Genomic DNA, 23,865 nt, shown 5'->3' on the forward strand with positions numbered 1-23,865 from the left:
GTGGGTCTCGGGGACTTCATCAACAGTGTCGGCGACAAGATCGAAGACGGGCTGGAAACCGCGACCGAGAAGGTCGGTCAGGCTTACAACACCGTCCTCGATGCCGAGTCCAAGGTCGCGAAAGCTGTTGGCGCTGACGGGTTGTCGAGCTGGCTCGATGATCTCGGCGACAAGGTCGTCGACGCGACCGGTGGCGCGGTGCCGGAGAAGCAACTCGGCGAAACCACTGATCCCAAGGAACTGATCCGGGGCGAGCCGGCCAAGATCTCTGAGGTCAGCGAGCACCTGGGCAAGATCGGGACCGCGATCGACCAAACCGGTGACGCGCTCCGCAAGATCGATGTCGCCGATTGGTCCGGTGATGCGTCCTCGGCGTTTCACGAGGAGTTCGCCAAACAGCCGAAGCTGTGGTGGGACGGCGCCGACGCGATGGGCAACGCCAAGCGCGCGCTGGATGCCTGGTTCCACGAGGTCACCGCAGCCCAAGCCAAGGCCGCAGACGCGATCGCGAAATGGGAAGCCGCCGATCGCGAGGAGCGGGACCGTAAGAACGCGTGGAATGCTCAAACCGACGAGCAGCGTAAGGGTAAGAACCTCACCGACACCTGGACTGACATCCGCAACGAGGCTCGTGCGATTCTCAATGGTGCTCGTACCCAACGCGATAACGCGGCCAACACCGCGGTCGCCGCGATCACCGCCGCGACCGAGACCGCACCGACCGAGCCACCGTTCCTGTCGCGGTGGGGAAGCAATTTCGAAGACTTGAGTGCCGCGTTGGATCACGCGAGGTTGAATTTCTCGTCCGGGTTGTTGACTTCGTTGACCGGGATGGTGCAGTTCGTGCGGGCGATCAACCCGTTCGATATCTACAACATGACCCATCCGGCCGACTATTTGTCGAAGATGTCGGATATGAGCACTGGGATGGTGCTCGCGGCGGCGGATCCGAAAGCGACTGCGTCGGCGATGCTCGCGGGGTTCAAAACCAATCCGTCTGAGGCGTTGGGTGCGCTGACCGGTGACGCGTTGACCACGCTGGCGACCGGTGGTGCTGGTGGCGCGGCGAAAGCTGCTGCTACGGTGGCGAATCGGGCTGACGATGTCATCGGAGCAGCCAATACTGGGCGCAACGTTCTCGACAACGCTGCCGGTTCCGCAGGCAGAAATGCGCCTGAGCCGCCCAGCGCCCCGACCCAGCCGGCGAGCGTGCCGGACAGTCCCTCGTCGCCGGCCACGAATCCCGCAGGGAACGCCGGTGATTCGCCCGCGCCGAATCCACCTTCCACCACACCCGATGCGCCGACGGCGAACCCGAGCGGGCAAGGGGGAGAGGCCGCGCCGACCAATACAGCCGGTACTCCGTCGGAATCTCCTAATCCGAACCCTGAATCGGCCCCTGAGACCCCGCGAAATCCGGACAACGATTCTGTGGTCCCGAACAACAACGCGCCCGAGTCTCCCGAGAACACACCGCCACCGAACGGCACCGATGAACCATCATCGGACAAGCCGACTGCCGATACCGATAAGACCGAGCCGAGCCCGGAAACCCCTGCCACACGCTCGCCCGACGGAAACGATTCCTCCCCGAACCCGAATCAGAACGACGACTCCCCGACCCACCAAGACGGTGACAACGGACCCTCCGACACCGAGTCCGGCAAACCCGCGCCCGACAACAGCGGAAATCTCGACGGCGACGGCGACGACGGGACCAACCCGGGCAGCCACAACGGGGATGCCAGCACTCCCGATCAGAACGGCAACGGACCCGAACCCGCGCCCAGACCGATGCTGGCGGAAACGGGCAAGAAGGCGTCGGCGATACGGCCCAGAAGAATCCACCCGAGACCGACTCCACCCGAGATCAGACCACCGAATGCCGTGACCCAGTCAACGCCGCCACCGGTGAATTCCTGCTCCCGTTCACAGATCTCGACCTGCCGGGCATCCTCCACCTGGCACTGAAGCGGGCCCACCATTCCAACTACCGGTTCGGGCGCTGGTTCGGACCATCCTGGTCGGCCACGCTCGACATGCGCGTGGTCGTCGAACAGAACTGTGTCACTGTTGTTTTCGAAGATGGAATGTTGCTGCCATACCCGCACGCGGAAGTCGGCGTGGGAGTCGAACCGATTACCGGCGGCCAGCGCTGGAAACTGACCCGCACCGACGTCGGCGGCTACCGACTCTGGGATCCCGACCGAGAGCTGGTCTGGCACTTCGCTCCCGAACCAGCCCTCGACGGACTGGATACTCTCCTCGGCAATTTCGCGATCTCCGCGATCACCGACCGACACCACAACCGAATCAGGTTCCACTACAACACCAACGGTGACCCGACCGAAGTCACCCACTCCGGTGGCTACCGCGTCGTGCTCGGCACCGCGGACGGACGCGTGACAGCAATCTCGGTCGCTGGTGAGGTGAACGGTTGCGAGACTCTCACCCGTGTCCGCGAATTCGGCTACGAACACGGCGAGCTGACCACCGTGGTCAATGGCGTCGGGGGTACCACCCGCTTCGCCTACGACGCTGAGAATCGAATGCTGTCGTGGACCGATTCCAACGGCAGCTGGGTCGCTAACACCTACGACGAATCCTCCCGCGTCATCGCGCAACGCGGCCTCGACGGTGTTATGAACGCGGACTTCGAATACCTCGAACTAGGTAACGAAACCGGCCGCCTCACCCGTCTCACCGATTCCCGCGGTGGGGTCACGGGATTCGGGTTCGACAATGACCTCCGCCTGCGCGACTTGCGCGATGCCGACGGCGGCCGCCGCCACATCGACTACAACGCTGCCCGCAAACCACTGGCTGTGACCGAACCCGACGGCGCGGTCACCCGCTACGCCTACACCGACAACGGCAACGTGGCGACGATCACCCGCCCTGACGGCACTGAAATCCGCATCGACTACGCCTACACAAACCGCCCCGCCACCGTCACCAACCCAGATGGCACAACCGCAATTCGGGAATGGAACAAAGCAGGCAATCTCGTTGCTGTCACTGACCCCGCGGGCGCCCGAACCGAGTACATCCATAGCGCGTGTGGCGCGATCACCGAGATCCGTGACCCGGATGGGGCGATCACCCGTATCGAGGTCGATGGCGCAGGTCTCCCCATCGCGGTGACAGACCCATACGGTGCAACTACGGCAATCCGTCGAGACCCTTTCGGCCGCACTGCGGAGGTGACCGATCCCCTCGGACATGCCACCCGTTACGAGTGGACGCCTGAAGGACGAACCGCTCGTCGTGTCGATCCCGACGGATTCGCAGAGTCCTGGACTTACGACGGCGAAAACAACCTCCTCACTCACACCAATCGCAACGGCGGCGTCACCACCTACACATACGGTGGCTTCGACACGGTCACCGCCCGAACCGACCCTGACGGTTCGACCACTCGATACCTGTACAACACGGAACGCCAGCTGACTTCCGTCATCAACCCACTGGGCCAACGCTGGACCTACGATTACAACCTCGCCGGGCGCTTGGTGTCAGAGACTGATTACACCGGCGCCACAACCACATATACCCACACGGTCACCGGTCGCGTCGCGACCGTCACACCAGCGACCGGAATCACCCGCCATCACCGCCACGACATCCTCGGCAATCTCACGTCCATCACGGCAGACTCCGGTGAGTACCTCGCCTACACTCACGACCTCGCGGGCCGAGTCCTCACAGCCACCAATGGCACCGACGAGACCCCCACCCACACCCTCGAATTCACCTACACACCAACCGGTCACGTCGCGACACAGAAACTCGACGAACAACCGCCAATGGTCAACGACTACGACCACCGCGGGCGGCGAATCCGGCGCACTAGCCCGACCAGTTCGGTCACTACCTGGCGCCACAATGCACTCGGTCAAGTCACGGCGATGGACGTCGACGACATCGGGATCTCGTTCAGCCACAACCGCGCTGGTCGGCTCACTGGCTGGCGGGTCGGCGAAGTGCAAATTGACCGAGCCTTCGCCCCCAACGGCTATCTCGCGACCCAAGACGTCACCGGCTTCCCCGCCGCTACCTTCTCCCTTGACTTCGGCGATACCCCAACTGCCCGCCCCGACCCGTTCGCTATCCGCCGCGACGAGTATGCCTACCGACCCGACGGCTTTCTCACCCACCACACCACGATTCGCCCCGAGACCGATGTCTCTCATTCCATATACACCCTCGACCCCATCGGCCGCGTCAACACCATCACGCGGAACGACATGCTCACTGAAGCATATGAATACGACTCTCTCTCCAACATCACTACCAGCCTCCCTACGTCGGATGGGTCCACGAAACCTCCGACCACAGCCGTCCGACGGGAAGGCCGCGAATATCTTAGCAACCTCCTAGTCAAAGACGGCCGGAACCACTACTACTACGACCCTGCGGGTCGTCTCATCCGTAAAGTCACCACGAGAATTTCCCGCAAACCGGCTGTTTGGCATTACCGTTACAACGCCTTCGATCAACTCTGTGACGTTTATACGCCGAACTGCGAATGGTGGAAATACACGTATGACGCATTTGGGCGCCGCACTAGCAAGCAGCTGATTGTTGACGAATCTGCAATCAAGCGAATCGATCACATCTGGGATGATGCCTCGCTTATTGAGGAATCGAATGAGAAGGCAACGCTTCGATGGCAGTACTTGCCGAGTTCGACTACGCCAATTGTCCAGACTGCAGACTCTGCAGTCTTGGCGATCCTCAGCGATCGTGTCGGCTTACCGACCGAGCTCGTCGACGTTCACACTGGCCGTATACAAGCGAGTGCCCACACTGAACTGTGGGGCGAAACGGAGTGGCGCGGGCAGGGGGCGACTCCACTGCGCTATCCAGGTCAGATATTCGATGACGAAACGGGACTGCACTACAACGTATTCCGAATGTACGATCCGACCACCGGAAGATATCTGACTTCTGATCCGCTCGGGTTGTCGGCAGCCGACAACCCGAGCAATTACGTCTCCAACCCAACCCGGTGGGCTGACCCGCTCGGGCTAATGCCGGATGAGTGCGAAAAGGTCACGGTATATCGGACGCAAGATACGAATGTGCCTCAAACTCTTCGGCTCGACGTGGATGCCGCTGGCGGGGTAACGCATTCGGGCTCCGGTCAACTCTATTTGAACATGACTGGAGATCCTTCGCATAGTCTCGGTTTTAAAGGCAATCAAATCGTAGCTTTTGATGTTCCGCGATCCTACGTAGATGGAATCGCCGCCGACTCACTGCCGCAGCGAATGCCATCCGATTGGCCAGGCACGCGACGGGAATGGAATCTAGCGAGGAAGTCGGCGCCGGATCGTTCCGATGCCCCCGGTCTGTACGGGTTGCCTGGCGGCTACATTTCAGGTCTAATGGACGCGATAATACCTGGTAGTGGCAGAATTCTGTGACAGGAGTCGACAATGGGTGAACGTGGCAATTCGGATGAGCTTGCTAGGATTTCTTCGCATCCGTTGACCAAGCCTACTGCGATCTTGGCGGTGTTCTTGGTACATCCAGCTGTGAGTCCTGAGTTGTATATTGAACGATTGCGAACACTGATTTCTGCCGCCGTCGGCATCGCTCAGAGTGTGAATTTTGACGAGGATTCGGACATTGCTCTCGACTCGTTGCCTGAATGGTTTCGAACGACAGCGGACGTAGCGAGCAGCGAGGGCGCTCGGAACTACGTCGATACAGGCCTGGGTGATATCTGGGATCCGGAAGAGTGGATCTACACTTTCGACCCGGACCTGCGTGCGTGGACTTGGTGGGACGTTACAGTGCGAGCCGATGGCGTGGCTGTATGGGTTGACACTCTTGGTGAGGCACACATTCCGCATGAGGAACTGCTGTGGGCGTTATATGTCTCCGGCGCCGAACGGGTAGATCCCCTGTGCATGGAAGATGCCGCCGTTTGGGTAGAGGAAACCTGACAGTCTCAAGGTCTCAAGGGGCCGTCCCAATGGATAAGAAGGCCTTGGAAGGTCTAGTCGCGGAGGCGATTTCCCGAGGTACCGTAGCGCCGAGCCTGTTCAGCAAAGTGCGCAACGCAAACGAAATAAGTATGCTGCCTGTGTCGAGGTCAATTCTTTTTCGTATCTATAAGAGAAGGTTGAAGCATGCACGCGGAAACCCTGTTCTCTTGGAGTCAACAGAAGAGTTGGTAGATTTCCTTGCCGACTATCCGAACGATGAGCTGCTGATGATAGACGTAGCTGATCATGATGACTGTCATGCCTTCCTGCTCGCTAGTCGTGAAACCTCCAAAGTCCTGCACTGGATGCGAATGTTCGGTGAGCGGAGCCCGGCAACCGGCGCCGAATAGTTACAGGTGGCGAAGCTCAGCTCCGTTTAGAATCGGCACACCACCATACCGAGCATAGAGGTAGCGCCGAGCGGTCGCTTCGGACATCCGCGGATTCAAGTCGGTAAACACGTACAGGCGCGTAGATCCGACTGGAAGTCGTACGTGTACCTTTCCCGAAATGAAATGGCGGTCTCATAGTTGTCAGGCGGTTTCATGTGGTCAACTCCCCCTCGACCTCGCGGCTGGATGCCCATATCAAGCGCATCGCGCTCAACGGCCACCGCGAGAAGGCGCGCCGTCAGCGAGTCATCCTGTCAGAGATGATGGGGATGGCCGTCCGGCATGACGCGATCGACCGCAACCCCGTCCGTGAGGTCGCCGACCTCCCGCGCAAACACACCAAGCCCCGTTCCGCCGACATGGCGACCCTTGCCCAATTGCGGGCTCAGCTCACCGATTGGGTCAATGGCGCTCCACTCGACGGATCGGCGGGCTATACGTACGGTCCCAAGCGCAACAAGCGAGTCCTCGATGTCGTCGACGTCGAACTCGGTACCGGTCCACGCCCGGTCGAAACCCTGGCACTCCGCTGGTCCGAAGTCGACCTCGAATCACAGCCCCCGCGAATCACCTTCGCGGGCACAATCGTTCGTCTCAAAGGCAAGGGTCTGATTCGCCAACCACGAACCAAGACCGATTCGGGCTATCGGACAGTACTGATCCCGCCATTCGTCGTCGAGACCCTGCGCCGTGTTCGATCCGAAGCGGTTCCCAACGATCTCGACTTGGTGTTCCCCAACCGCGACGGAGGCATCTGGGACCCGCACAACTTCAACCGCTTGTGGAAGCAGGCCCGGGGCGAGAAGTTCGCCTGGATCACGGCCAAGACCTTCCGCAAGACCGTTGCCACAATGATCGCGACCGCGCACAGCCCCGAGGACGCAGCCCGCCAACTCGGCCACTCAGGCGACGCGGTGACCCGCCGCCACTACATCGATCAACCGACTCAGGCTCCCGATTTCACGGAGACTTTGGAGCGGCTGAAACGATGAAAGTGTGACGTTTCCGTGTCATGATGACCCCGAAAAGCAGAAAACCAGGGTCAAACGATGACGTTTGCCCTGGTAGATGCTCCCCCATCTGGACTCGAACCAGAAACCTGCCGTTGTTCGTTCGGGTTGTTCCTGTGGTCACAGCTGGTCACTGGCAGTCACCACGCGCGACCTACCTGCGGATATAGCGAAACATAATACATTGGCGTCCACTGTCGATCACGCGCAGTCATTCCGAAATCTTGGGATATTTTTGGGATGGGTCAAATCTGCCGCACAGCGCCACTCGTTCGATCCCCGGCTGAGCTCATATTCCGTTTCCCTCCGTTGGCTGAATTGTCAGGTCCCGAACCACGACGGTCTCGACAAATAACGTGAGCGCAGGGGGTACTGCGGCGCCGGAGGACGAGCTGGGGACGAACCGTTCGTCACGCAGAAATCCGCGGCGAGACGCATCGAGTTGTCCTGTATGGGCTTGTCGAAGACAGCTGGCGGGCAGGGGTTCCCACTTGGTTGCGCTGGCCGGATCGCGCAAGTACCAGCGCCCGTCGTAGAAGTTGCGCGAGGAGAACTCCGCATTGTAGTGAATCAACTCGCGATGAGCGTGTCGTACCGTTCGCGGAACTCTATGCTCGCGTCGTCTTTCGCGATGTCGCAGAGAGCTCGCAGGGGTTGCATTTCGCGCACGATGCGGCGTGACTGCACTTGCTGTTCCAGGACGTCTACTGTCGTCAGGCCTTCTTCGAGGGCGGCGGATCTGTCACCCAGGCCAGCCAGGGAGGCGGCCAGGCAGGCGCGGTAGGTAACCCGGTCGCGCGGTGAGGAGTCGCTGCCGTCGGCGATCGCTCGGTACAGGTCCGCGGCAGATGCATGGTGGCCCAGGTAGCGTCGGCCCTTCGCCTCGTGTGCGCGGACTTCCGATACGGTGACGAACTGCAGCCACACGTCGTCACTATTATCCAGGCCGTGGTCGACTTCTCGCCATGCTTGCCCGATCGCACGGTCGAACCCGTGCGCGTCCTGGGCTGCGGCGTGCGAGATCGCAACGCGAGCCGCGACGAGTGCGTGTAGCCGGGGTGATTCCGCGCGGCGCGTGAGATCGGCGGCGCGGCCACTGAACCGCACCGCTTCCTGGGCACGCCCCAAGTGACACGATTGACGCGTCATTGATTGCAGTACCCGGATCATCAGGGTGTCGTCACCCGATTCCGCGGCGAGGGTGAGCGCTTCGGTGTAGCAACGGCGTGCGAACTCATGATCACCGTTGTCATACGCCAGCCAGCCCGCGCATTCTGCCAGCTCCCCGGTCACCCTGGCCAGCTGCAGCCCCGTGGAATTGGTGAAGCTGCCATTGTCGAGAAGTGCGCGGGCGCTGCGGTACTGCGCAATCGCTGAGTCACCGACATGACCTGAGCCGTGCTGCTGGTCGGCGGTGTTCAACGCGTCGACCGCGTTGCGGAAGAACGCGACACCGTCGATGCCGACTACGGCCCCGGATACGGGTACCGACATTATTGACGCCGCCACCCCGAAAACAGCGAGTTTCCCGAAATCTCTGCGGTCCACGCTTTCACCTCCTGAGACGTGGCCCTCCGACCTCTTGCCCGACGTTGCCTCGTTGTGTGTAGATAGGTTCAGTAGCAGCGGAAACAGCGCCGCTGGGGGCACGCCGAGAGTGTCTGTCACCGCGATCAACTTGCGGATGTCGAAGAACGCCCCGGAATCGCCGTTCTCGCCTTTCGCAATCCACGACTGCGCCCGGCTCATTCTCGCAGCGAGCTGGTGCTGAGAAACTTTCGCGGCATCGCGAAGCGCCGCGACCGCCCGGCCCGGGCTGTGCCGTATCGCCCACTGGTAGTGGTCGGTGTCCCACCATTCTCGACCCGCCATATCGAGACGATACCCGCGATCGAACCGAACAGCGATGCCGAAACGGGATCGAACTCGCTATAGCGCGGACGCGTTGCCAGGGGCCCAGTTGCTCAGCTGTCCTGAAGTGGCGCCGCTTCGACCGAGGCTGCTGAAGCTACACCGGAGGCACCCATGACCGTCCTAGTCGCTGAATGGACAATGACCAGTGATCTCGCCCGAGTCTGCGTACCGAGAGGTCCCCACCGGCGGTGTGTCAGGTGAGCTGGCTGCCCCCCGGTCGCTCGCGAACATCCGAGCCACACACGGCTGGCGGTACGAAAGCGCCGCACGGAGGTGACGGCGGCCTGCAGCGACAACAGCCTCTCGGTCATAGCGGCACCGACGTATCGGAATCATTTGCGTAGCAAATGATCCACGACGTAGATCCACATGCGGGAGCTTTCGATGTCGACATCGAGTCAAACGTATGGTCCACTCACTCGATTCTCACTGCCCTAGAACCGATCCAAGAAGTCAATCAAACTCTTACGGAGAAGCGATGACAATTCGCACTGGATTCGATATTCATCCATTGCCAGCAGAGAAACCCGCGCCGAAGCGTGGCATCACATTTCTCTGGCTGGAGCTGACGGGGCGCTGCCAGCTCAATTGCACGCACTGCTACGCCGACAGCGGACCCACCAAATCGCACGGTACGATGACGACGAGTGACTGGCTGTCGGTCATCGATGACGCAGCCGACATGGGTGTCCGCGACATTCAGTTCATCGGCGGCGAACCGACCCTTTATCCAGCGCTCCCGGAACTCATCCGTCACGCGTCCTCTCGTGGGATCGCTACAGAAGTCTACTCGAATCTGGTTCGCATACGCGCCGACATCTGGGACACCCTAGTCGAGTACAGGGTCCGTCTGGCGACCAGTTACTACACCGATCAACCGGAGCAGCATACGCTGATCACCGGAAATGCCTTGGCGCACAAACGAACCACCGACAACATCAGCAAGGCAATTGCGCTCGGCATTCCCGTTCGGGTCGGCATGGTGTCGGTACTCGAGGACCAGCGGATCGACGAAGCCCGTCAACTCCTGACCGATCTGGGAGTCCAGTACATCGATGTCGATCACGTCCGACGGGCTGGTCGGGCAAATACGGAGGCGGACACGCCTCTCGAAGAACTCTGCGGCCAATGCGCCGGCGATGTCCTTGCTGTGTATCCGGATGGCGCGGTGCGCCCGTGCGTCTTTACCAGGTCCCTCCAGGTGGGTGATGTGCTGAAGTCCAGCTTGCGACAGGTCATCGACAGCCCACAACTGGCTACCGCCAGGACCGCCATCGGGAACGCGACCATGGAGAACCACAGCCACCGGGACGGGAGTTGCGGGCCGAATTGTAGTCCGGTCTGTCACCCCGGCTGCGATCCGCGCTGTGTTCCTGGCCAGTTCGTCTGTAGGCCGCGCGGTGGTCAGTACTGAGAAATTGCGACGGAACAGCATGAACACTCCGAATCCGGGTCTTAAGACTCCCGGTTCGTTGCGAAATCTGGAAATGGCACGAACGAAGGAGAACTCAGTGTCAACAATGATCGGTCGTATCGGTCGAACCCCCACCAGGATGGGTTTGGGCCTGCTGTTTGCGTGCGCGGCGCTGCTCGGAACTGCGGGAGCCGCACACGCGGAAGGTCCTCCCTCAAACTCTGACTGTGAGGCGCGCAACTACAGCTGGCGCTCTATAGAGGACATCAACAATCCATTCGCAATGCCGAGCATCTTTGCCACCTACAGTCATAGCGACTACCACCCGAACACTGACACGACGACTCGTTGGTACACAACTAACGCAACAAACAACTACTGGTTGTCATGCAACAAGCCGGGGCGCCCCTAACCCACAGCGGAACGGATAGAGGTACGTGATGGTGTGAGGTGCCCGCGGACTCACACCACTCACTTCGGTCGGGTCGTTGAAGAAGGTGTCCCCAGATCGGTTCTTTTGCCCGACCTTGGACCGGTGTTAGTCCGGATAGCAGCAGCGCCGTGCGGGCCCACGCCCACCCGCGGCGGATACCTCCCCAGAGGAGCCCGATGTACAGCGATCTGATCGCGATCATGTTGCCCGCCATGGTGATTCGATCGTGCTGCGGCCACGCCCCACCCCCAGGGGCGTCATAGGGTCAGCGGAACCCTCTGTCGTTCGCCGCGAGTACTGGTCGTGCGGGTCCATTAGCGCAGCTTCGCCCCGCCCTGGGAAATCTCCGGGTATGGGAGGCAGACGCAGGCCGACTCGACGAACACATCCAGGCCGTCGCAGCAGCAGGGCTGATACCGAAGGCCCGCCGCCACAAGACGATCCTCACCGGAATCATGGGGCTTGCAGTTCGGTACGGCGCTCTGCCCGAGAACCCCGTCCGTGTGCTACGCGATCCACACAACTTCAACCGCACCTGGTTCAACCGCACCTGGCGCGACGCTCGCGGCACTCCGTACAAGGACGTCACTCAGTACACGTTCCGGAGAACGGTCGCCACCCTGATCGCCGAGGGGGCGGATGCGAAGACTGCGGCCAAGCAACTGGGCAGTCCCGGGAGGCGATTGCGGAGCGGCATTACATCGCGTCGGCGGAACTGGCTCCTGACTCGTCGGCGGTTTTGCAGAAGGGACTCGGCAGGGACAGCTGATCGTGCCGCTGGTGGCCCCGGCAGGCTCCACGGGGTCACGCCGCGCCGCCTCCTGACCTGTGGTGGCCGCAACGCCTCATTGGCTACTCGGCGGCGAGCTATGTCTTCTCAGTCCTGCTTGGAGCGTGAAGATCCCGGTCTACGTCGTCGTAGTGTGCGGGGTTTCGGCACGGCTCTTGCTTGTCGGCGGCGCTCGGATACTCGGCGTCCGTGTCATCGGTGGCCGACTCTGGCAGTGTCGCGTCGTTGATCAGTTCGTAGACATTGCGAACTTTCACTCGGGCCTTGGCGCGAGCGTTGTTCGGGTTATCCGGCACGAGTTGCTTGGCTACCTGCAGTCGTCTGCGGTCGCAGAGTTCCTTTGCGTCGCAGGCGCGTAGTAGTAGGCGCTTGATGGAAGCGTGTAAGGCCGCTGCCGCTCTCGTCGAGGATCTGAACCTCCGACGGCCGTCGCCCTTAGACGGTCTCGGGTGGAGGCAAGCTGAGGACCTCGCTGTTTCCAGGCGAAGTCATGTCGTGCCCACTGCGAAGACGTAGCCCTCCGGAGAGTTGCCTGCGGTCGGGAACTTCGAGCTAGATTGGTCGTCGGCGCCATACGAGCGCTCGAGTCGCATGAAACAGGCAGGGGGGCACACGATGTCGTCAGCAGGCGGACCGCTCGGGGGCGGAAATCCAAGCGGATCTGGAACCGGTGCTGGTAGCAGTGGAGGGTCTGGAGGCTGGAGCGGCGCAACGTTCGTAGAGCGGGCAACAATTATCGGTAGTGTTGGCACTCTCGTCGGTGTTCTTGTCGCGGTAGTTGCGCTCTTCGGGCCATTCGGATCTGACAACAAGGAAGCCAGCGGCAACGCAGCGTCTTCTTCGGAGCCCACCAGTACCGCTCCATTGCCGACGTCAACGGGTCAGAGCGACACCTCGGTATCGCCGTCAACCACAGTGGAGAGTGTGCAGTCTGAGCCGGACTCACCTCTTCCCTTCTCCACGGGAACCTTCAGTGATTCTCAAACGATTAGCAGGATGTTGAATCTCGATAAGAACCCCTGGGTCGGTGAGTCGTGGCCGTTTGACATCAATTACCTGTCGGTGAACAACGATCACCTCGGCGGTATCCAGATGGTGTTGCTCGCAGACGGTGTGAGCGCGACCTATCAGACCTGTAGGAGCCAGTCGTATTCCCGAACTCAGATCAAGTGGACGGAGCTGAAGGCGGGCAGCGAGTTGTGCTTGCGCGTGAAGGATCCGAAGAATTCCAACAAGACTCGAGTTGGCCAGATCACGATCGGCTCGTTGACTGTCTCCTCGGACAGGTTCAGCGCCGGGAGCTTCACCGGGCAGGTGTGGGAGCCTACTCGCTGACCACGTAGGGCTACGTTCGTGGCGTTCGGGAAACGACTGTCTACCGAACTTCGCTCGCACCGGGCAGACCGACCTCGTCGGGTGTCTTGTCGGTCCGGATCCCCCGAAAACTGGGGATGCCGAAGCAGACTGCCTCAGTCGGCTGCGAGAGTAGGCTCGTTCCCTTCGCTCTCGGGCGGAGTCCCGGAAGCGGTGAGCCATGAGCGACCACATCCAGATGGAACCCCCTGATTACCACCGGTGTTTCGACACCGTGTCCGCCTCGCCCGTCGCCTGCCGCGATCTACTGCAACGACTTTCGGAGATGACCGAGTACGACATCCACTCGCGGTGGTCACCGTGGAAAGGGCAGGAGCCCCCGCCTTACGGTTCGCAGGTCGGTGAACAGATTCCGGTCGAGGTGCAGCTGGTGATGCTGCAGGCCCAGTACGACTCCTACGGCGAGGTCGCCGACCTTCAACTTCGCGACCTCGCCGCGGTAGTAGGAGTGCACCCGATGCAGATACCTGCGGCGATTCCAAGGTGTGATGCACGTTCGGTCTCGGACGATCATCGACAATCGCTGTGAATTTTTGGTGTAACTTTGGAATGGGTCAAATCGGTTGCTGCCGTAGCGGTCTGGCTTCTTCGCGTGAAGACACCGCGTGCGTTGGTAGGGCCGGTCGGGGCCAACGGATGTGCATCCGGCGATCCTGCCGAACTGACTGTCGCAGGTTCGTTTCCTCGGCGGGGCACATCGAACATGGGAACGCAGACGACCTGCGGTTATCGGACGGGCAATTGGTGATTGAAGCCGATTTTCGGCTGTAGGCGGACGGTGACGTCGGTGAGATTCGTCATTTGGACGACCGGGTTCGTGGCTACTTCCATGCGCCGCGCACGCTGTATGCCCCAACCGTTTAGTTTCTTGTTGTCAATATGCGTGCCGCTCGACACGCTCGGATGCAGCCCGTGGACAGACCGCGTCGATTGCTTGCCTCAACAGGTCGGCCGCTCGTTGGGTGGGGCGAATCCGGTAGTTGAGCCTGGCCAACTGGAGGACACGTTCTGGGTCGGAATTGTCCGACAACCACAGGGCGGCGGCATGGTCGGCGAAGGCTTCTGGATGGCTACGCAGTAGCTGTTCGTAGCGGGCGTCGGCCCCCTCGCGCAGCATTCTTGCTTCCTCGCTGTCGGAGTGGATCAGCAACTGGGCGAGTTGGCCGGCGTATTCCGGGTCGTCGCTGACGGTGACGGCGTGGCGAAGGCGCGTGATCGCGGAATCGGTGTTGCCGAGGCAGACTTCAGCGGCTGCCAGATGGCCTTGTGCGGGTAGGTATTCGGGCAGTCGGCGCACCGATCGGGTGAACCATTCTGCTGCTCGTTCGTGTTCACCGGCGGAGAGCCAAAGGTGGCCACGATGGAAATCCAAGGTGGCCAACGGAAAAGGGGACAGGCCTCGGAAGAGTTCTCGGGCACGGTCGTAGTGCGATTCCGCAGTCTCGAGATCGCCTCGAGCGGCATGGTGGGCGGCAAGTCCGGCGGTGGCGGCGAAGCCGTTGTTCTTGGTGAACGCGGCGCGGCGCAGCGGCTCCGCGCGGTCGTAGTCGCCGATCGCCTCGAGCAACGCTGCTTGCTCGGAATGGACGCTGTCGGTGTCGGCGCCGAGGCTCAGCGCCCGCTCGAAATGCTCGTTTGCGTCGCTGAATCGGTGAAACGTCGCCAGCGTGTGTGCCCGAGCCACATGGGCGTGGGCGGAATTCGGCTGGTCGATGACGAATGAGTCAGCCTCGGCGGCTGCGGATTGGGTGTCGGCGATCAGTCCCAGCGTGTGCCCCCGCAGCACGAGGAACTCGATCAATGCGGCTCGGTCGACATCGGTGGCGGGTCGGGCTCGTCGTCGCCCCTGGATCTGGGCGGAAAGGTTGCGCACCGCAAGGTGTCCGGCGGTAGTGACGAGGGGTGCGGCCGGTGACATCAAATCGCCAACTCGGTGATCCAGCGCAGCGCGGTGAGGCTGGGCATGAAGAAGTAGTCGCCACCTCGGGTGACGACGAAAGTCGGGATATCGGAGAGTCGGCGTCGAATAGGTCGTTCGGGGATGGTGAACGTGCCGTGCCCGGCGTTGGCGCCCAACAGCGGATCCCGTTCACCGTTGTGGCCGATGAAGATTCCGCTGTTGATCCATTCTTCTTGCACGAACTCGAACTGGCGCCGCAACGAGGACCCGATACAGCCGAACATCATGCCGCGGTCGGCACCGTCGTCGACGAGCCCCTCGGGCAGGGGCGGTCCGTAGCTGGCTTCGCGGCGAATGATCCGGTGGCTGCGCGGATCTCCGAAAATCTGTCCGTCACGCGGGTTCATCCGCCGGATGTGCGAGCCGAGGGGACAGTCGAAACCCCGAGCGTCTTCGGCGCGATAGCCGAAGGCGTTGTTGCGGGTCGGGTCGGCTCCGAGGACGGGATCATCGAGGTCTGGCGCCAGCTCGAGGGGAGCGCCGCTGCGCCAGCGGCCCATGATCTTGGCGGCGAGAAGTTCTTCGTCAGCGGCATCGGTGGTATTGTCGTGCAGGTATCGACGGAACTGAGGTACGCGTTGCTGGAGCTTCCGCAGGACCAGATAGGTGCCGTTGCGGCCGAGTTCCTCCGGCTGGGGCACCGGCTCGAGCCGACCGGACTCGGTGGGGTAGCCGAGGATGAATTCACCTGCTGCGAGCGGCTTCTCGGCCGGATTGGTGTTCGGGAGTCCACTGCCCTCGACGGGCGGCTGACTGATGTTGTCGGCGTACCCGAATGCTTCACGGCCGTTGGAGGAACGTGAGTCCTGCCGGTAGACCAGCGTGACGCCCGGGGTGTCTGCGGTGATCCGCTCCTCGCGGGCAACCAATTCGTCGCGTCGACGAGTATCGGGTGCCATCGCGCTGAGCGCCACGTGAATATCGCTGCTGCCCAGCGGCTCCTCCCAGTTCTCCGGAGCGCTTTCGCCGGTATCGTGCAAGATCGCCGACCGCGCGCGCATCCCTTCCCGGAACTCGGGTGCGAAGCTGTCGATCGACGTGCTCGGCACTCCGAGCGCGCGTAACCCTCCCACGGTGAACGACACACTGAGCCAGACGTCGGCGTCGGCGTCGGTGGGGTCGAGCGCGTTACGTAACAACGGGATCAATCGTCGCAGCCACGCCCGGCCTGCCTGCGGGTCGTCGATTCTGAACAGGTCGACAGTTCCGGCGTAGGGGATGGGCAGCGGGTGGAGAACGCCGCCCTGGATGTCGTGCAGTTCCAGACCGCTCATGCGAGATCCTTCGGTGCCGTGGTGTGCTCGGTGTGTGTCCTACGCGGTTCGCCGGCTGTTCGGTGGGGCGAGGTAAGGGAATTCGGTGCCGGCAGGGACGGTCGCCTGGTCGACCCCGTCGCTGATACGAGGTCCGTTGCCGCCGTTGATGAACCATGTGTAGTAGGTGTCGAGGAAGTCGTCGTTGAGTGCCCGCCCACCGCAACTGGTGTAGGGCCGCCCCGCCAGCATGGATTGTTCGATCTCCGACCAACTGTCCTCGGCGAACGGTTTGCTGACATCGACGACGAGATAGTCGTCCAACAGCAGATCGGTCAGCGGGTGGACGCCGTGTTCGTCTGCGGGCCAGGCGATGTCGTGGTCGAGCCGATCGTAGAATCGGAGATTCGCGCTGAGCCGTTCGCGAAATGCGTTGCGGTAGGTCTCGCGGAGTGCGAAGGCGTCTTCGTCGTTGTAGACGTCGCGCACATCGATGTCGCGGTTGACCGGGTCGTTGCCGTTCCACTGCAAGCCGATGTTCTTGATCTCGGGTCGGCCGACACGTTCGAGGCGAACCGGCCGCGGCCCGGCGGCGAGCGTTTCACCCACCAGCGCCCACAGTTGGTGTCCCGGTAGCCACCGTTGGCAGTCGATCTCGACGACCACCGCGAGCACGTCGGCGTCCTGCATCGTGTTGGTGGTGTATTTGCCGAAAGCCATCTGGCCAGTGGTGATGGTTTCCATGATGGATTCGATCTGGAAGATGAACGGGTCCGAGGCCGGTCCAGCGAAGTAGCTGACTCCGGCGTCGGTGACGCCGGCTCGGTCGTCGACAGTCACGTGCAGGCCGATTCCGTCCGGTGTTGTGCACGTGCTGTGTTGGGTGCCGGTGTCGTCAGTGCTGTCGAACGTGCAGTCGAAGACGACCTCGGTATCGGCGGGGCCGACATCGAATCGAGCATCGATCCCCGTCGCGGCGATCTGCACTGGGCGCAACCGGAATCGGCAGATCATCGCGTCGGAAAACGCCGCCGTCGCACTGGCTCGAGGAAAGACCGTCATCACCAGGACCAGGCGACCGGCCTGGCGAGGGCTCGGGAACGCGTAGAGGTCGCAGATGTCGGAGGCCGGGTCGGCTACTGCACGCGGAGAAGACAGATGATCAGACATGGAATCTCCGGTTTCGAGCTCAGTCGGCCGCGTGGTCGAGCAGGGCTTGGAACTCGGAGGTCGTGATCATGTCCGCGTACTTCGGATCGCGTATCGCGGCCTGGAAGGCCGGCGAATCGATCAACCGGTCGAAGGCGTGGTGCACGGACAGTGCCTTGCGGATTTCCTGGACCGTGCCGTCGTAGAAACGCATGTACTCGATCGCGGTGGCCTGATGGGCGAGGATGAACTCGAACACGCCCGGGTCTTGGAGACCGAGCTCTGGCCACCCCTCGATATGGTTGAAGATCATCTCGAACGCTGCGGCGTTGTGCTCGGCGAACGCCTCGATATAGGGCACCCACTCGCCGTCGTAGTTGGTGGAGAACATCATTCGGGTGTCGTCGTCGAAGAGCACCCAACGGCGGTCGTGCAGTGTGCCGATCAGTTCACCAGCAAAGGTCTTCTCCTCGATCGGCCATGTGTCGAGGGTTTCCAGGGCTGAGCGGATCTGCTTCTCGTGGCCGGGCTTGACGTGCCAGAAGGTTGTCAGTTCGCCGGTGGCACCTTGGCGCCGACCCGGCCGGGGTGCTTCGGTTGCCTGCTCGGACGTCGATTGGTCAGCCATGATGTGTCCTCTCGATCGATCGAAGAGCTAGAAGGTTGTGGACATCGAATCGGTGAAGTCAGGCGGGCCCCTCACCGAACACCGCGGGTGATTGTTGTCGCGTCCATGCCCGTTCCTGACGTGAGCGCACCAGCTCCGCCGATTGCGCGGGGTCGATCGTGCGGTAAGGGCCGGAGTCGGCTTCGACCAACCCGACCATCTCTTCGATCAACGAGTCGGGAGGAAACTGGTTCGCGAATCGTTCCTTCAGCGAGGCCAGGTCTTCGGGGCGGGTGAAGTTCTGCTCAGTGGAGAACCACTCGTCGATACTCGCAATCATCGCGTCGTTGAACCCGGTCGCGAACGGGCCGGGATTGAGGGTAGCGACCTGAATTCCGTGCGGGGCGAGCTCATCGGCCATCGACTCCGCGATCGCTTCGAGCGCGTGTTTGGACGAGGCGTACGCGCCGAGGTACGCGCCCGCGGTGAGGCCGGCGATCGAGGACACGAACACAATTCGACCGCGGCCGCGCTCCACCATTTGAGCGGCGATCGGCTGGGTCAGCGCCAGCGTGGCAAACACATTGACCTCGAACACCTCCCGGACCCGCTGTAATGGAATCTCGGAGATCGGGCCGCCCGCGCCTATCGCGGCATTGTTGACCAAAACGTCGATATTCCAGCCGAGCGCGGCATCGCGATCAGACTCCGAAGTCAATTCCAGGACCGGAACGCGTAGCGACAGACCTTCGGCTTGTGCTTGGGTCTCGAGGTCTTGCCGCTGAGCGTCGTTGCGCACTGACGCGATCACATCGTGGCCGCGCGCTGCCAGGATCAACGCCGCACCACGCCCGAATCCAGAACCGGCTCCCGTGATCAAAACTGTTCGCGGCTTCACGCACCATCAACCCTTCAGTCGACCTTCACAGCGATCCGATGGCAATCAGTATCAACGTGCGATTCGAGCGACTCTCGATCGAGATTCTAGCGGAGCCGGTGGTCGCTCCGGGTCGGATCAGGTACACGCGGCGTGCCCTGCTCAGTGATGGTAACCGACACGACTGCCTGCACAGAGGCGTGTTAGGCGGGCGTTGTCGTGTGAATGAGCCAGAGGGTTCACCATGTGAGTGATACCGTCTGGATTCAAGGTGGTTGAGCCCGTCTGAATGGCTATCGTTCGACTGGTTCAGCGTTCGGCAACTATATGGCATCCATGATTGCCGTCGATGTTCAGCGGTTGACCGGTGGTCGAATCGAGCCGAAGAGCCGACCGACGTTGTCGGGGGTCGACGAATCCTGTTGCAAGGTCCTGGGTCCCGTAGAGCCCGTTGACCGGTGCGGCGAACCCGTTGCCGACTTCGCCGCCGGTGGCGGTCAGTTCGATGTCATATTGGGCCAGCTCATCAGCAACACAGCGACAGCCCTGATCGTCGTCCCGATCGCGGTCGCCATCGCCGAGGAAATCTCGGTGTCACCCGTGCCACTGCTGATTACGGTGGCTGTGCGGTGTGATTCATGAATAACATCTTGCGCATGCTGAATCGATTATCTTTTCAGATTGTAGGCCTCCTGCGTAGTGAATGCCCTTCCGCTGGGTAGCCGCAATGATCTGCAAAATGTAGAGGCTTGAAATGTTGGGTTATGGTGCTTGCGGTTTCGGCAACGCGCAACCGTGAAACCCTGGCGGGGACCGCAGTCGAGTGTTGCGTTGGGGTACACCCACATGTGATCAGATGAGCCGCACGTTTCCGAGGAAGACCTTGCCGCCGACCGACACAGCCAAGTAGTTGCTCTTGATCTCCCAGACTTCGCCGTCGCTGCTCCACACTTCGAGTTGCTTGTTCGAAGTGGACACGTCGTTGGCGACGGCGATCCGACTGCCATCGGTGCCGAGCTCGGTGCCTTTCGCGACGACGCCGGGGATCACGTACTCGCCTGTGTAGGCATCTACCACACGGCCCGAGTCGGAGGTCATGATCAGGGTTCCGATACCGCGTAACAGGAGTAGCTCGGGTTGGTCATCGGCACCGAATGACTGCCGCTCCCACAGGACGGTCCCGTTGCGCGGGCTGATCCCCGCGTATGTTGTTTTGTTGCCGTCGGTCTGGATGGCGGTCGGCACCGAAGTCTCCACCGGCCCCGGCTTGGATACGTTTGTCGAGTGCAGGCTCGGCCGCCAGCCTTTCGGTAGGTCCGCGGTCCTAGCACCGTCACGGTTGTAGATCCCGGTCGGTGATTCGCCGTCGGAGACGACGAATCCGTCGATGAAGACGTTCCAGTCGGTGCTACGGATCATCTCGACGGTGTCGCGGCGGAACACCTCCTTACCGTCTTCGAGCCGGATCACCCGGAATACCCCCTTCGACAACGGTTGCGATGGATCCGGAGCGGAGGTGACCATGGCCAGGCGGACCAAGCCGAAGACCTCGATCGAATACGGCGGATCCTGCGACGATGGATCCGGATCGGCATCTGGCCAGCTGATCGCTGGAAGTTCCCGGCCGTCCTCGCCGATCGATCGAAGCGACGGTGCCAGGCGATGACCCGGCCTGTCCACGAAGACGAAACGCCCACCCGCGGCGGTCAGGCTGTCGATCTCGTCTACAGCGGCAAAGGTTTCGATGACCCGGCTTGCCGCGAGGTCGATGACCACCACCGCGTCGGAGGCCCCGTCGAGATGGCAGGCAGCTGCCCCATGATTCGCGCTGACGACACAGCGTCCGAGGGTTCGTGGTTTCGTGTCCATCGCGATGGGCTCGGTGTCTGCTCGCAGCTGACCGGTGTTCGCATCGATGATGTCGAGGAACTCGATGGTGTTGGCGTCGGCCAGGCGGACTTTGCGGCTGAAGAGAACGATGTCGGAATCGCCGCCGAGTGCTGATACACCATCCGGCTTGGAGCCGGGAGGGCCAGGAATTTCCGGCAGTGTCCAGACCGGGGTGTCGGGCCGCTTGTCGAGCGAGGGCAGCATCGGCGTCACGGGCTGACGGGGCAGTCGCGCGGCTTCCTCGGCACCGGCGTCGGGCATCAACGCGCGGACACCGATCACGGCGACGATCGCCAATATTGCGGCTGCCGGTGCTCCGATGAGCAGCGGTATCCGACGGCGCCTAGTCGTTGGTGACCCCGCACGCCCCGGCCGCATCGGCGGGGCCGGACGATGTGGTCCGTGGCCGCCAGGCACCGGGTTGGCGACGGTGGCTGCGTAGCGGTCGGCCGTCGCACCTGATGATCGCCGTCGCTGCGCGGGCAGGGCGAGCGCTTGACCGAGCGCGGTCGCGAAGTCTCTGCTGGTGGGAAAACGATCCGTCGGGCTCTTCGCCATCGCTCGTGCGAGCACCGCATCGACTTGTGGCGCGAGATCGGGCCGACGCACTCGCACACTCGGGACCGGCTGCTGGGCGTGCGCCATGATCACCGCTACGGGGTTGGTGCCGGTGAACGGCTGCATACCGGTCAGGAGATCGAAGGCGGTGGCGGCCAGTGCATACTGGTCCGATCGCGGCTCGACCGCCAGTCCCTGCATCTGCTCGGGCGAGGCATAGGCGATGGTGCCGATGGTCAGGCCGGTCCCGGTGAGGTCGGAGTTCTCCGGGACCGACCGTGCGATTCCGAAGTCGGTCAGCAGGTAGTGGCCGGTCCTGGCAAGCAGGATGTTGGCAGGTTTCACGTCGCGATGGACCAACCCGCGAGCCCCGGCGTAGTCGAGCGCATCGGCGATTTCCGCGATCGCGCGTGCCACCTCGGTACCGGGTAACCCGCCCGGCGAGCTGGTGCGAAACGCTGATAGATCGACGCCGTCGATCAGCTCCAACGCGATCCACAACCGCCCGTCAGCTTCCCCACGGTCGTGGACGCTGACGATGCCGGGATGTGAGAGGGACGCGGCGAGGTCGGCCTCGCGTTCGAAGCGGCGCCGGTACGAGTCGTCGCGGGTGAACTGCGCGGCAAGCACCTTCACCGCGTCGAAGCGGGGTAGTCGTGGATGTCGGGCGGTGTAGACCTCGCCCATGCCACCGACCCCGAGTAAGCGTTCGATGGTGTAGCCGGCGAACACCGACCCCGGACCCAATGCCCCCAACGTTCGATCCTCTCCGATACACGATAGTGAGAAGATCACACCGTACTCATGGCTCGTAGGCAACTGCGTCGCCCGAGGAGCTGGGGAGTTGCGTTCTTGTGCTGGATCGCCGCTGTCAGGAGTGTTGTGCTGCAACCCACTTCGCAATGTCAGCAGTACACGGCAAAGACTTTCACCGATCTGGGTAAGAAGTATCGCATCGGTGGTATCGCGTCAGAGTGTCAGAACTCGACTGGATCGCGCAGGATCGGACAGGTCATGCAGTGTCCGCCGCCGCGCCCGCGGCCGAGCTCGGAGCCGACGATCGTGATGACCTCGACGCCTTGTTTGCGGAGTTCGGTGTTGGTGTGGATGTTGCGGTCGTAGGCGAACACGACACCGGGTTCTACTGCCACGAGGTTGTTTCCACTGTCCCATTGCTGGCGTTCGTTGGCGTAGTAGCCGCCGCCGGTCTCCACGACACGCAGGGCGTCGAGGCCGAGTGCTTTGGCGACGACGGTCAGGAATGGATCGGATTCGTCGACCACCTCGACCGGTTCCTTGTCGCCGGGTCGGAGCGAGAACGCGTGGATGCCGTAGACGATGTCGGGAAATACGGTCACCAGGTCTCGGTCAGCGAAGGTGAACACGGTGTCGAGGTGCATCGCGGCGCGGAGTTTCGGCATACCGGCGACGATGACGTGTTCGGCCACGCCGCGATCGAACAAGGCCTCAGCGACCTGGCTGATGGCCTGTCGGGATGTGCGTTCGCTCATTCCGATGAGGACGACGCCGTTTCCGACCGGCATCACGTCGCCGCCCTCGAATGTGGCCAGGCCCCAGTCCAGTTCGGGGTCACCCCACCAGATCTGCGATCCGGTGAAAGAAGGGTGGAAGGTGTAGATCGCTTTCATCAGCAGGGTTTCATCGTGACGCGCCGGCCAGAACAGTGGGTTGAGGGTCACTCCGCCGTAGATCCAGCAGGTGGTGTCGCGGGTATAGAGGGTGTTGGGTAGTGGCGGCAGGAGGTACTCGCGCACTCCACCCTGTTCACGTGTCAGTGCGCGATAGTCACGGCCGCAGTCGGGTACGTCGGCCACGGCGAGCCCTCCGATGAGATAGGTAGCCAGCGTTCGTTCGTCGAGCGATTCGAGGTAGCCGCGGGTGTGATCGATGAGCCCGAGGCCGACCTGGTTGGAAATCACGGTGCGGTCCAGGATCCAGGCCGTGGCCCCGGGGATGGCGAGGGTTTCGGCGAGCAGGTTGTGCAGCTCGACGACCTCGACCTCGCGGTCGCGAAGCTTGGTGATGAAGTCGAAGTGATCGCGTTTGGCGTTTTGCACCCACAGCACGTCGTCGAAGAGTAGATCGTCGCAGTTGGTGGGGGTGAGGCGTTCATGGGCCAGCCCGGGCGCGCACACGAGGACCTTGCGCAGGGTTCCGACCTCGGAATGCACACCGTAGACGGGCGGGGGCTGGGTTCCGGTCATCGTTGGTCCCTCCTGAGGGTGGT

At 62.1% G+C, this 23,865-nt stretch carries 16 protein-coding genes; 8 read left to right on the forward strand and 8 right to left on the reverse strand.

The annotated features are described in order from the left end of the window. The 5 genes from ACWZHB_RS02740 to ACWZHB_RS02760 all read left to right on the forward strand — a co-directional run bounded on the left by ACWZHB_RS02740 (window position 1) and on the right by ACWZHB_RS02760 (window position 7,380). The gene (locus ACWZHB_RS02740) at window positions 1-1,971 is read left to right on the forward strand and encodes a WXG100 family type VII secretion target (protein ID WP_427906354.1); all 1,971 of its coding nucleotides are present in this window, start codon (window positions 1-3) and stop codon (window positions 1,969-1,971) included. Then, entirely contained in the window at window positions 1,944-5,429 is a 3,486-nt protein-coding gene (locus tag ACWZHB_RS02745; RefSeq protein ID WP_427909061.1) for an RHS repeat-associated core domain-containing protein, read from the forward strand. Before ACWZHB_RS02740 ends, ACWZHB_RS02745 begins: the two co-directional genes overlap by 28 nt. Before the next feature lie 12 nt (window positions 5,430-5,441). Next, on the forward strand, window positions 5,442-5,954 hold the full coding sequence (locus tag ACWZHB_RS02750) for a hypothetical protein (protein WP_427906355.1): 513 nt from the start codon (window positions 5,442-5,444) through the stop codon (window positions 5,952-5,954). Window positions 5,955-5,983: 29 nt separating this feature from the next. Next, entirely contained in the window at window positions 5,984-6,346 is a 363-nt protein-coding gene (locus tag ACWZHB_RS02755; protein ID WP_427906356.1) for a hypothetical protein, read from the forward strand. Between the two features lie 197 nt (window positions 6,347-6,543). Further along, window positions 6,544-7,380 (forward strand): tyrosine-type recombinase/integrase, encoded by an 837-nt coding sequence (locus ACWZHB_RS02760; protein WP_427906357.1) that lies wholly within the window; start codon window positions 6,544-6,546, stop codon window positions 7,378-7,380. Window positions 7,381-7,968: 588 nt separating this feature from the next. Here ACWZHB_RS02760 and ACWZHB_RS02765 read toward each other — a convergent pair. Then, window positions 7,969-9,270, reverse strand: coding sequence for a helix-turn-helix domain-containing protein (locus ACWZHB_RS02765; protein WP_427906358.1), 1,302 nt, complete (start codon window positions 9,268-9,270; stop codon window positions 7,969-7,971). 520 nt (window positions 9,271-9,790) lie between these two features. On the opposite strand from ACWZHB_RS02765, the gene ACWZHB_RS02770 reads away from it, so the two are divergent. The 3 genes from ACWZHB_RS02770 to ACWZHB_RS02780 all read left to right on the forward strand — a co-directional run bounded on the left by ACWZHB_RS02770 (window position 9,791) and on the right by ACWZHB_RS02780 (window position 13,852). Beyond that, entirely contained in the window at window positions 9,791-10,726 is a 936-nt protein-coding gene (locus ACWZHB_RS02770) for a radical SAM protein (RefSeq protein ID WP_427906359.1), read from the forward strand. Between the two features lie 2,147 nt (window positions 10,727-12,873). Next, window positions 12,874-13,284, forward strand: a complete 411-nt coding sequence (locus ACWZHB_RS02775; protein ID WP_427906360.1) for a hypothetical protein — start codon at window positions 12,874-12,876, stop codon at window positions 13,282-13,284. A 199-nt stretch (window positions 13,285-13,483) separates the two neighbouring features. Then, the gene (locus tag ACWZHB_RS02780; RefSeq protein ID WP_427906361.1) at window positions 13,484-13,852 is read left to right on the forward strand and encodes a hypothetical protein; all 369 of its coding nucleotides are present in this window, start codon (window positions 13,484-13,486) and stop codon (window positions 13,850-13,852) included. A 345-nt stretch (window positions 13,853-14,197) separates the two neighbouring features. Here the strand turns inward: ACWZHB_RS02780 and ACWZHB_RS02785 are convergent, their stop codons facing one another. The 7 genes from ACWZHB_RS02785 to ACWZHB_RS02815 form a co-directional block, all read right to left on the reverse strand. Beyond that, on the reverse strand, window positions 14,198-15,196 hold the full coding sequence (locus ACWZHB_RS02785) for a tetratricopeptide repeat protein (RefSeq protein ID WP_427906362.1): 999 nt from the start codon (window positions 15,194-15,196) through the stop codon (window positions 14,198-14,200). Between the two features lie 44 nt (window positions 15,197-15,240). Then, a complete protein-coding gene (locus ACWZHB_RS02790; RefSeq protein WP_427906363.1) occupies window positions 15,241-16,557 on the reverse strand; it encodes a Dyp-type peroxidase in 1,317 nt (438 codons plus the stop codon). A gap of 39 nt (window positions 16,558-16,596) precedes the next feature. After that, window positions 16,597-17,706, reverse strand: coding sequence for a DUF4331 family protein (locus tag ACWZHB_RS02795; RefSeq protein WP_427906364.1), 1,110 nt, complete (start codon window positions 17,704-17,706; stop codon window positions 16,597-16,599). A 19-nt stretch (window positions 17,707-17,725) separates the two neighbouring features. Further along, window positions 17,726-18,313, reverse strand: coding sequence for a hypothetical protein (locus ACWZHB_RS02800; protein WP_427906365.1), 588 nt, complete (start codon window positions 18,311-18,313; stop codon window positions 17,726-17,728). A 58-nt stretch (window positions 18,314-18,371) separates the two neighbouring features. Then, entirely contained in the window at window positions 18,372-19,190 is an 819-nt protein-coding gene (locus ACWZHB_RS02805; RefSeq protein ID WP_427906366.1) for an SDR family oxidoreductase, read from the reverse strand. Between the two features lie 831 nt (window positions 19,191-20,021). Then, window positions 20,022-22,373 carry a protein kinase domain-containing protein gene (locus ACWZHB_RS02810; RefSeq protein ID WP_427906367.1) on the reverse strand — a complete coding sequence of 784 codons (2,352 nt, stop codon included), beginning with the start codon at window positions 22,371-22,373 and terminating at the stop codon, window positions 20,022-20,024. Between the two features lie 221 nt (window positions 22,374-22,594). Then, a complete protein-coding gene (locus ACWZHB_RS02815; protein ID WP_427906368.1) occupies window positions 22,595-23,842 on the reverse strand; it encodes an arginine deiminase in 1,248 nt (415 codons plus the stop codon). Window positions 23,843-23,865 lie beyond the last annotated feature (23 nt).

This window comes from Nocardia sp. FBN12, assembly GCF_054031145.1.

Excerpts from the sequence above, each read along its gene's own strand:
- ACWZHB_RS02790 (WP_427906363.1), bottom strand. The coding sequence starts at position 16,557 with ATGAGCGGTCTGGAACTGCACGACATCCAGGGCGGCGTTCTCCACCCG.
- ACWZHB_RS02815 (WP_427906368.1), bottom strand. The coding sequence starts at position 23,842 with ATGACCGGAACCCAGCCCCCGCCCGTCTACGGTGTGCATTCCGAGGTC.
- ACWZHB_RS02765 (WP_427906358.1), bottom strand. The coding sequence starts at position 9,270 with ATGGCGGGTCGAGAATGGTGGGACACCGACCACTACCAGTGGGCGATA.
- ACWZHB_RS02770 (WP_427906359.1), top strand. The coding sequence starts at position 9,791 with ATGACAATTCGCACTGGATTCGATATTCATCCATTGCCAGCAGAGAAA.
- ACWZHB_RS02780 (WP_427906361.1), top strand. The coding sequence starts at position 13,484 with ATGAGCGACCACATCCAGATGGAACCCCCTGATTACCACCGGTGTTTC.
- ACWZHB_RS02795 (WP_427906364.1), bottom strand. The coding sequence starts at position 17,706 with ATGTCTGATCATCTGTCTTCTCCGCGTGCAGTAGCCGACCCGGCCTCC.
- ACWZHB_RS02755 (WP_427906356.1), top strand. The coding sequence starts at position 5,984 with ATGGATAAGAAGGCCTTGGAAGGTCTAGTCGCGGAGGCGATTTCCCGA.
- ACWZHB_RS02750 (WP_427906355.1), top strand. The coding sequence starts at position 5,442 with ATGGGTGAACGTGGCAATTCGGATGAGCTTGCTAGGATTTCTTCGCAT.
- ACWZHB_RS02800 (WP_427906365.1), bottom strand. The coding sequence starts at position 18,313 with ATGGCTGACCAATCGACGTCCGAGCAGGCAACCGAAGCACCCCGGCCG.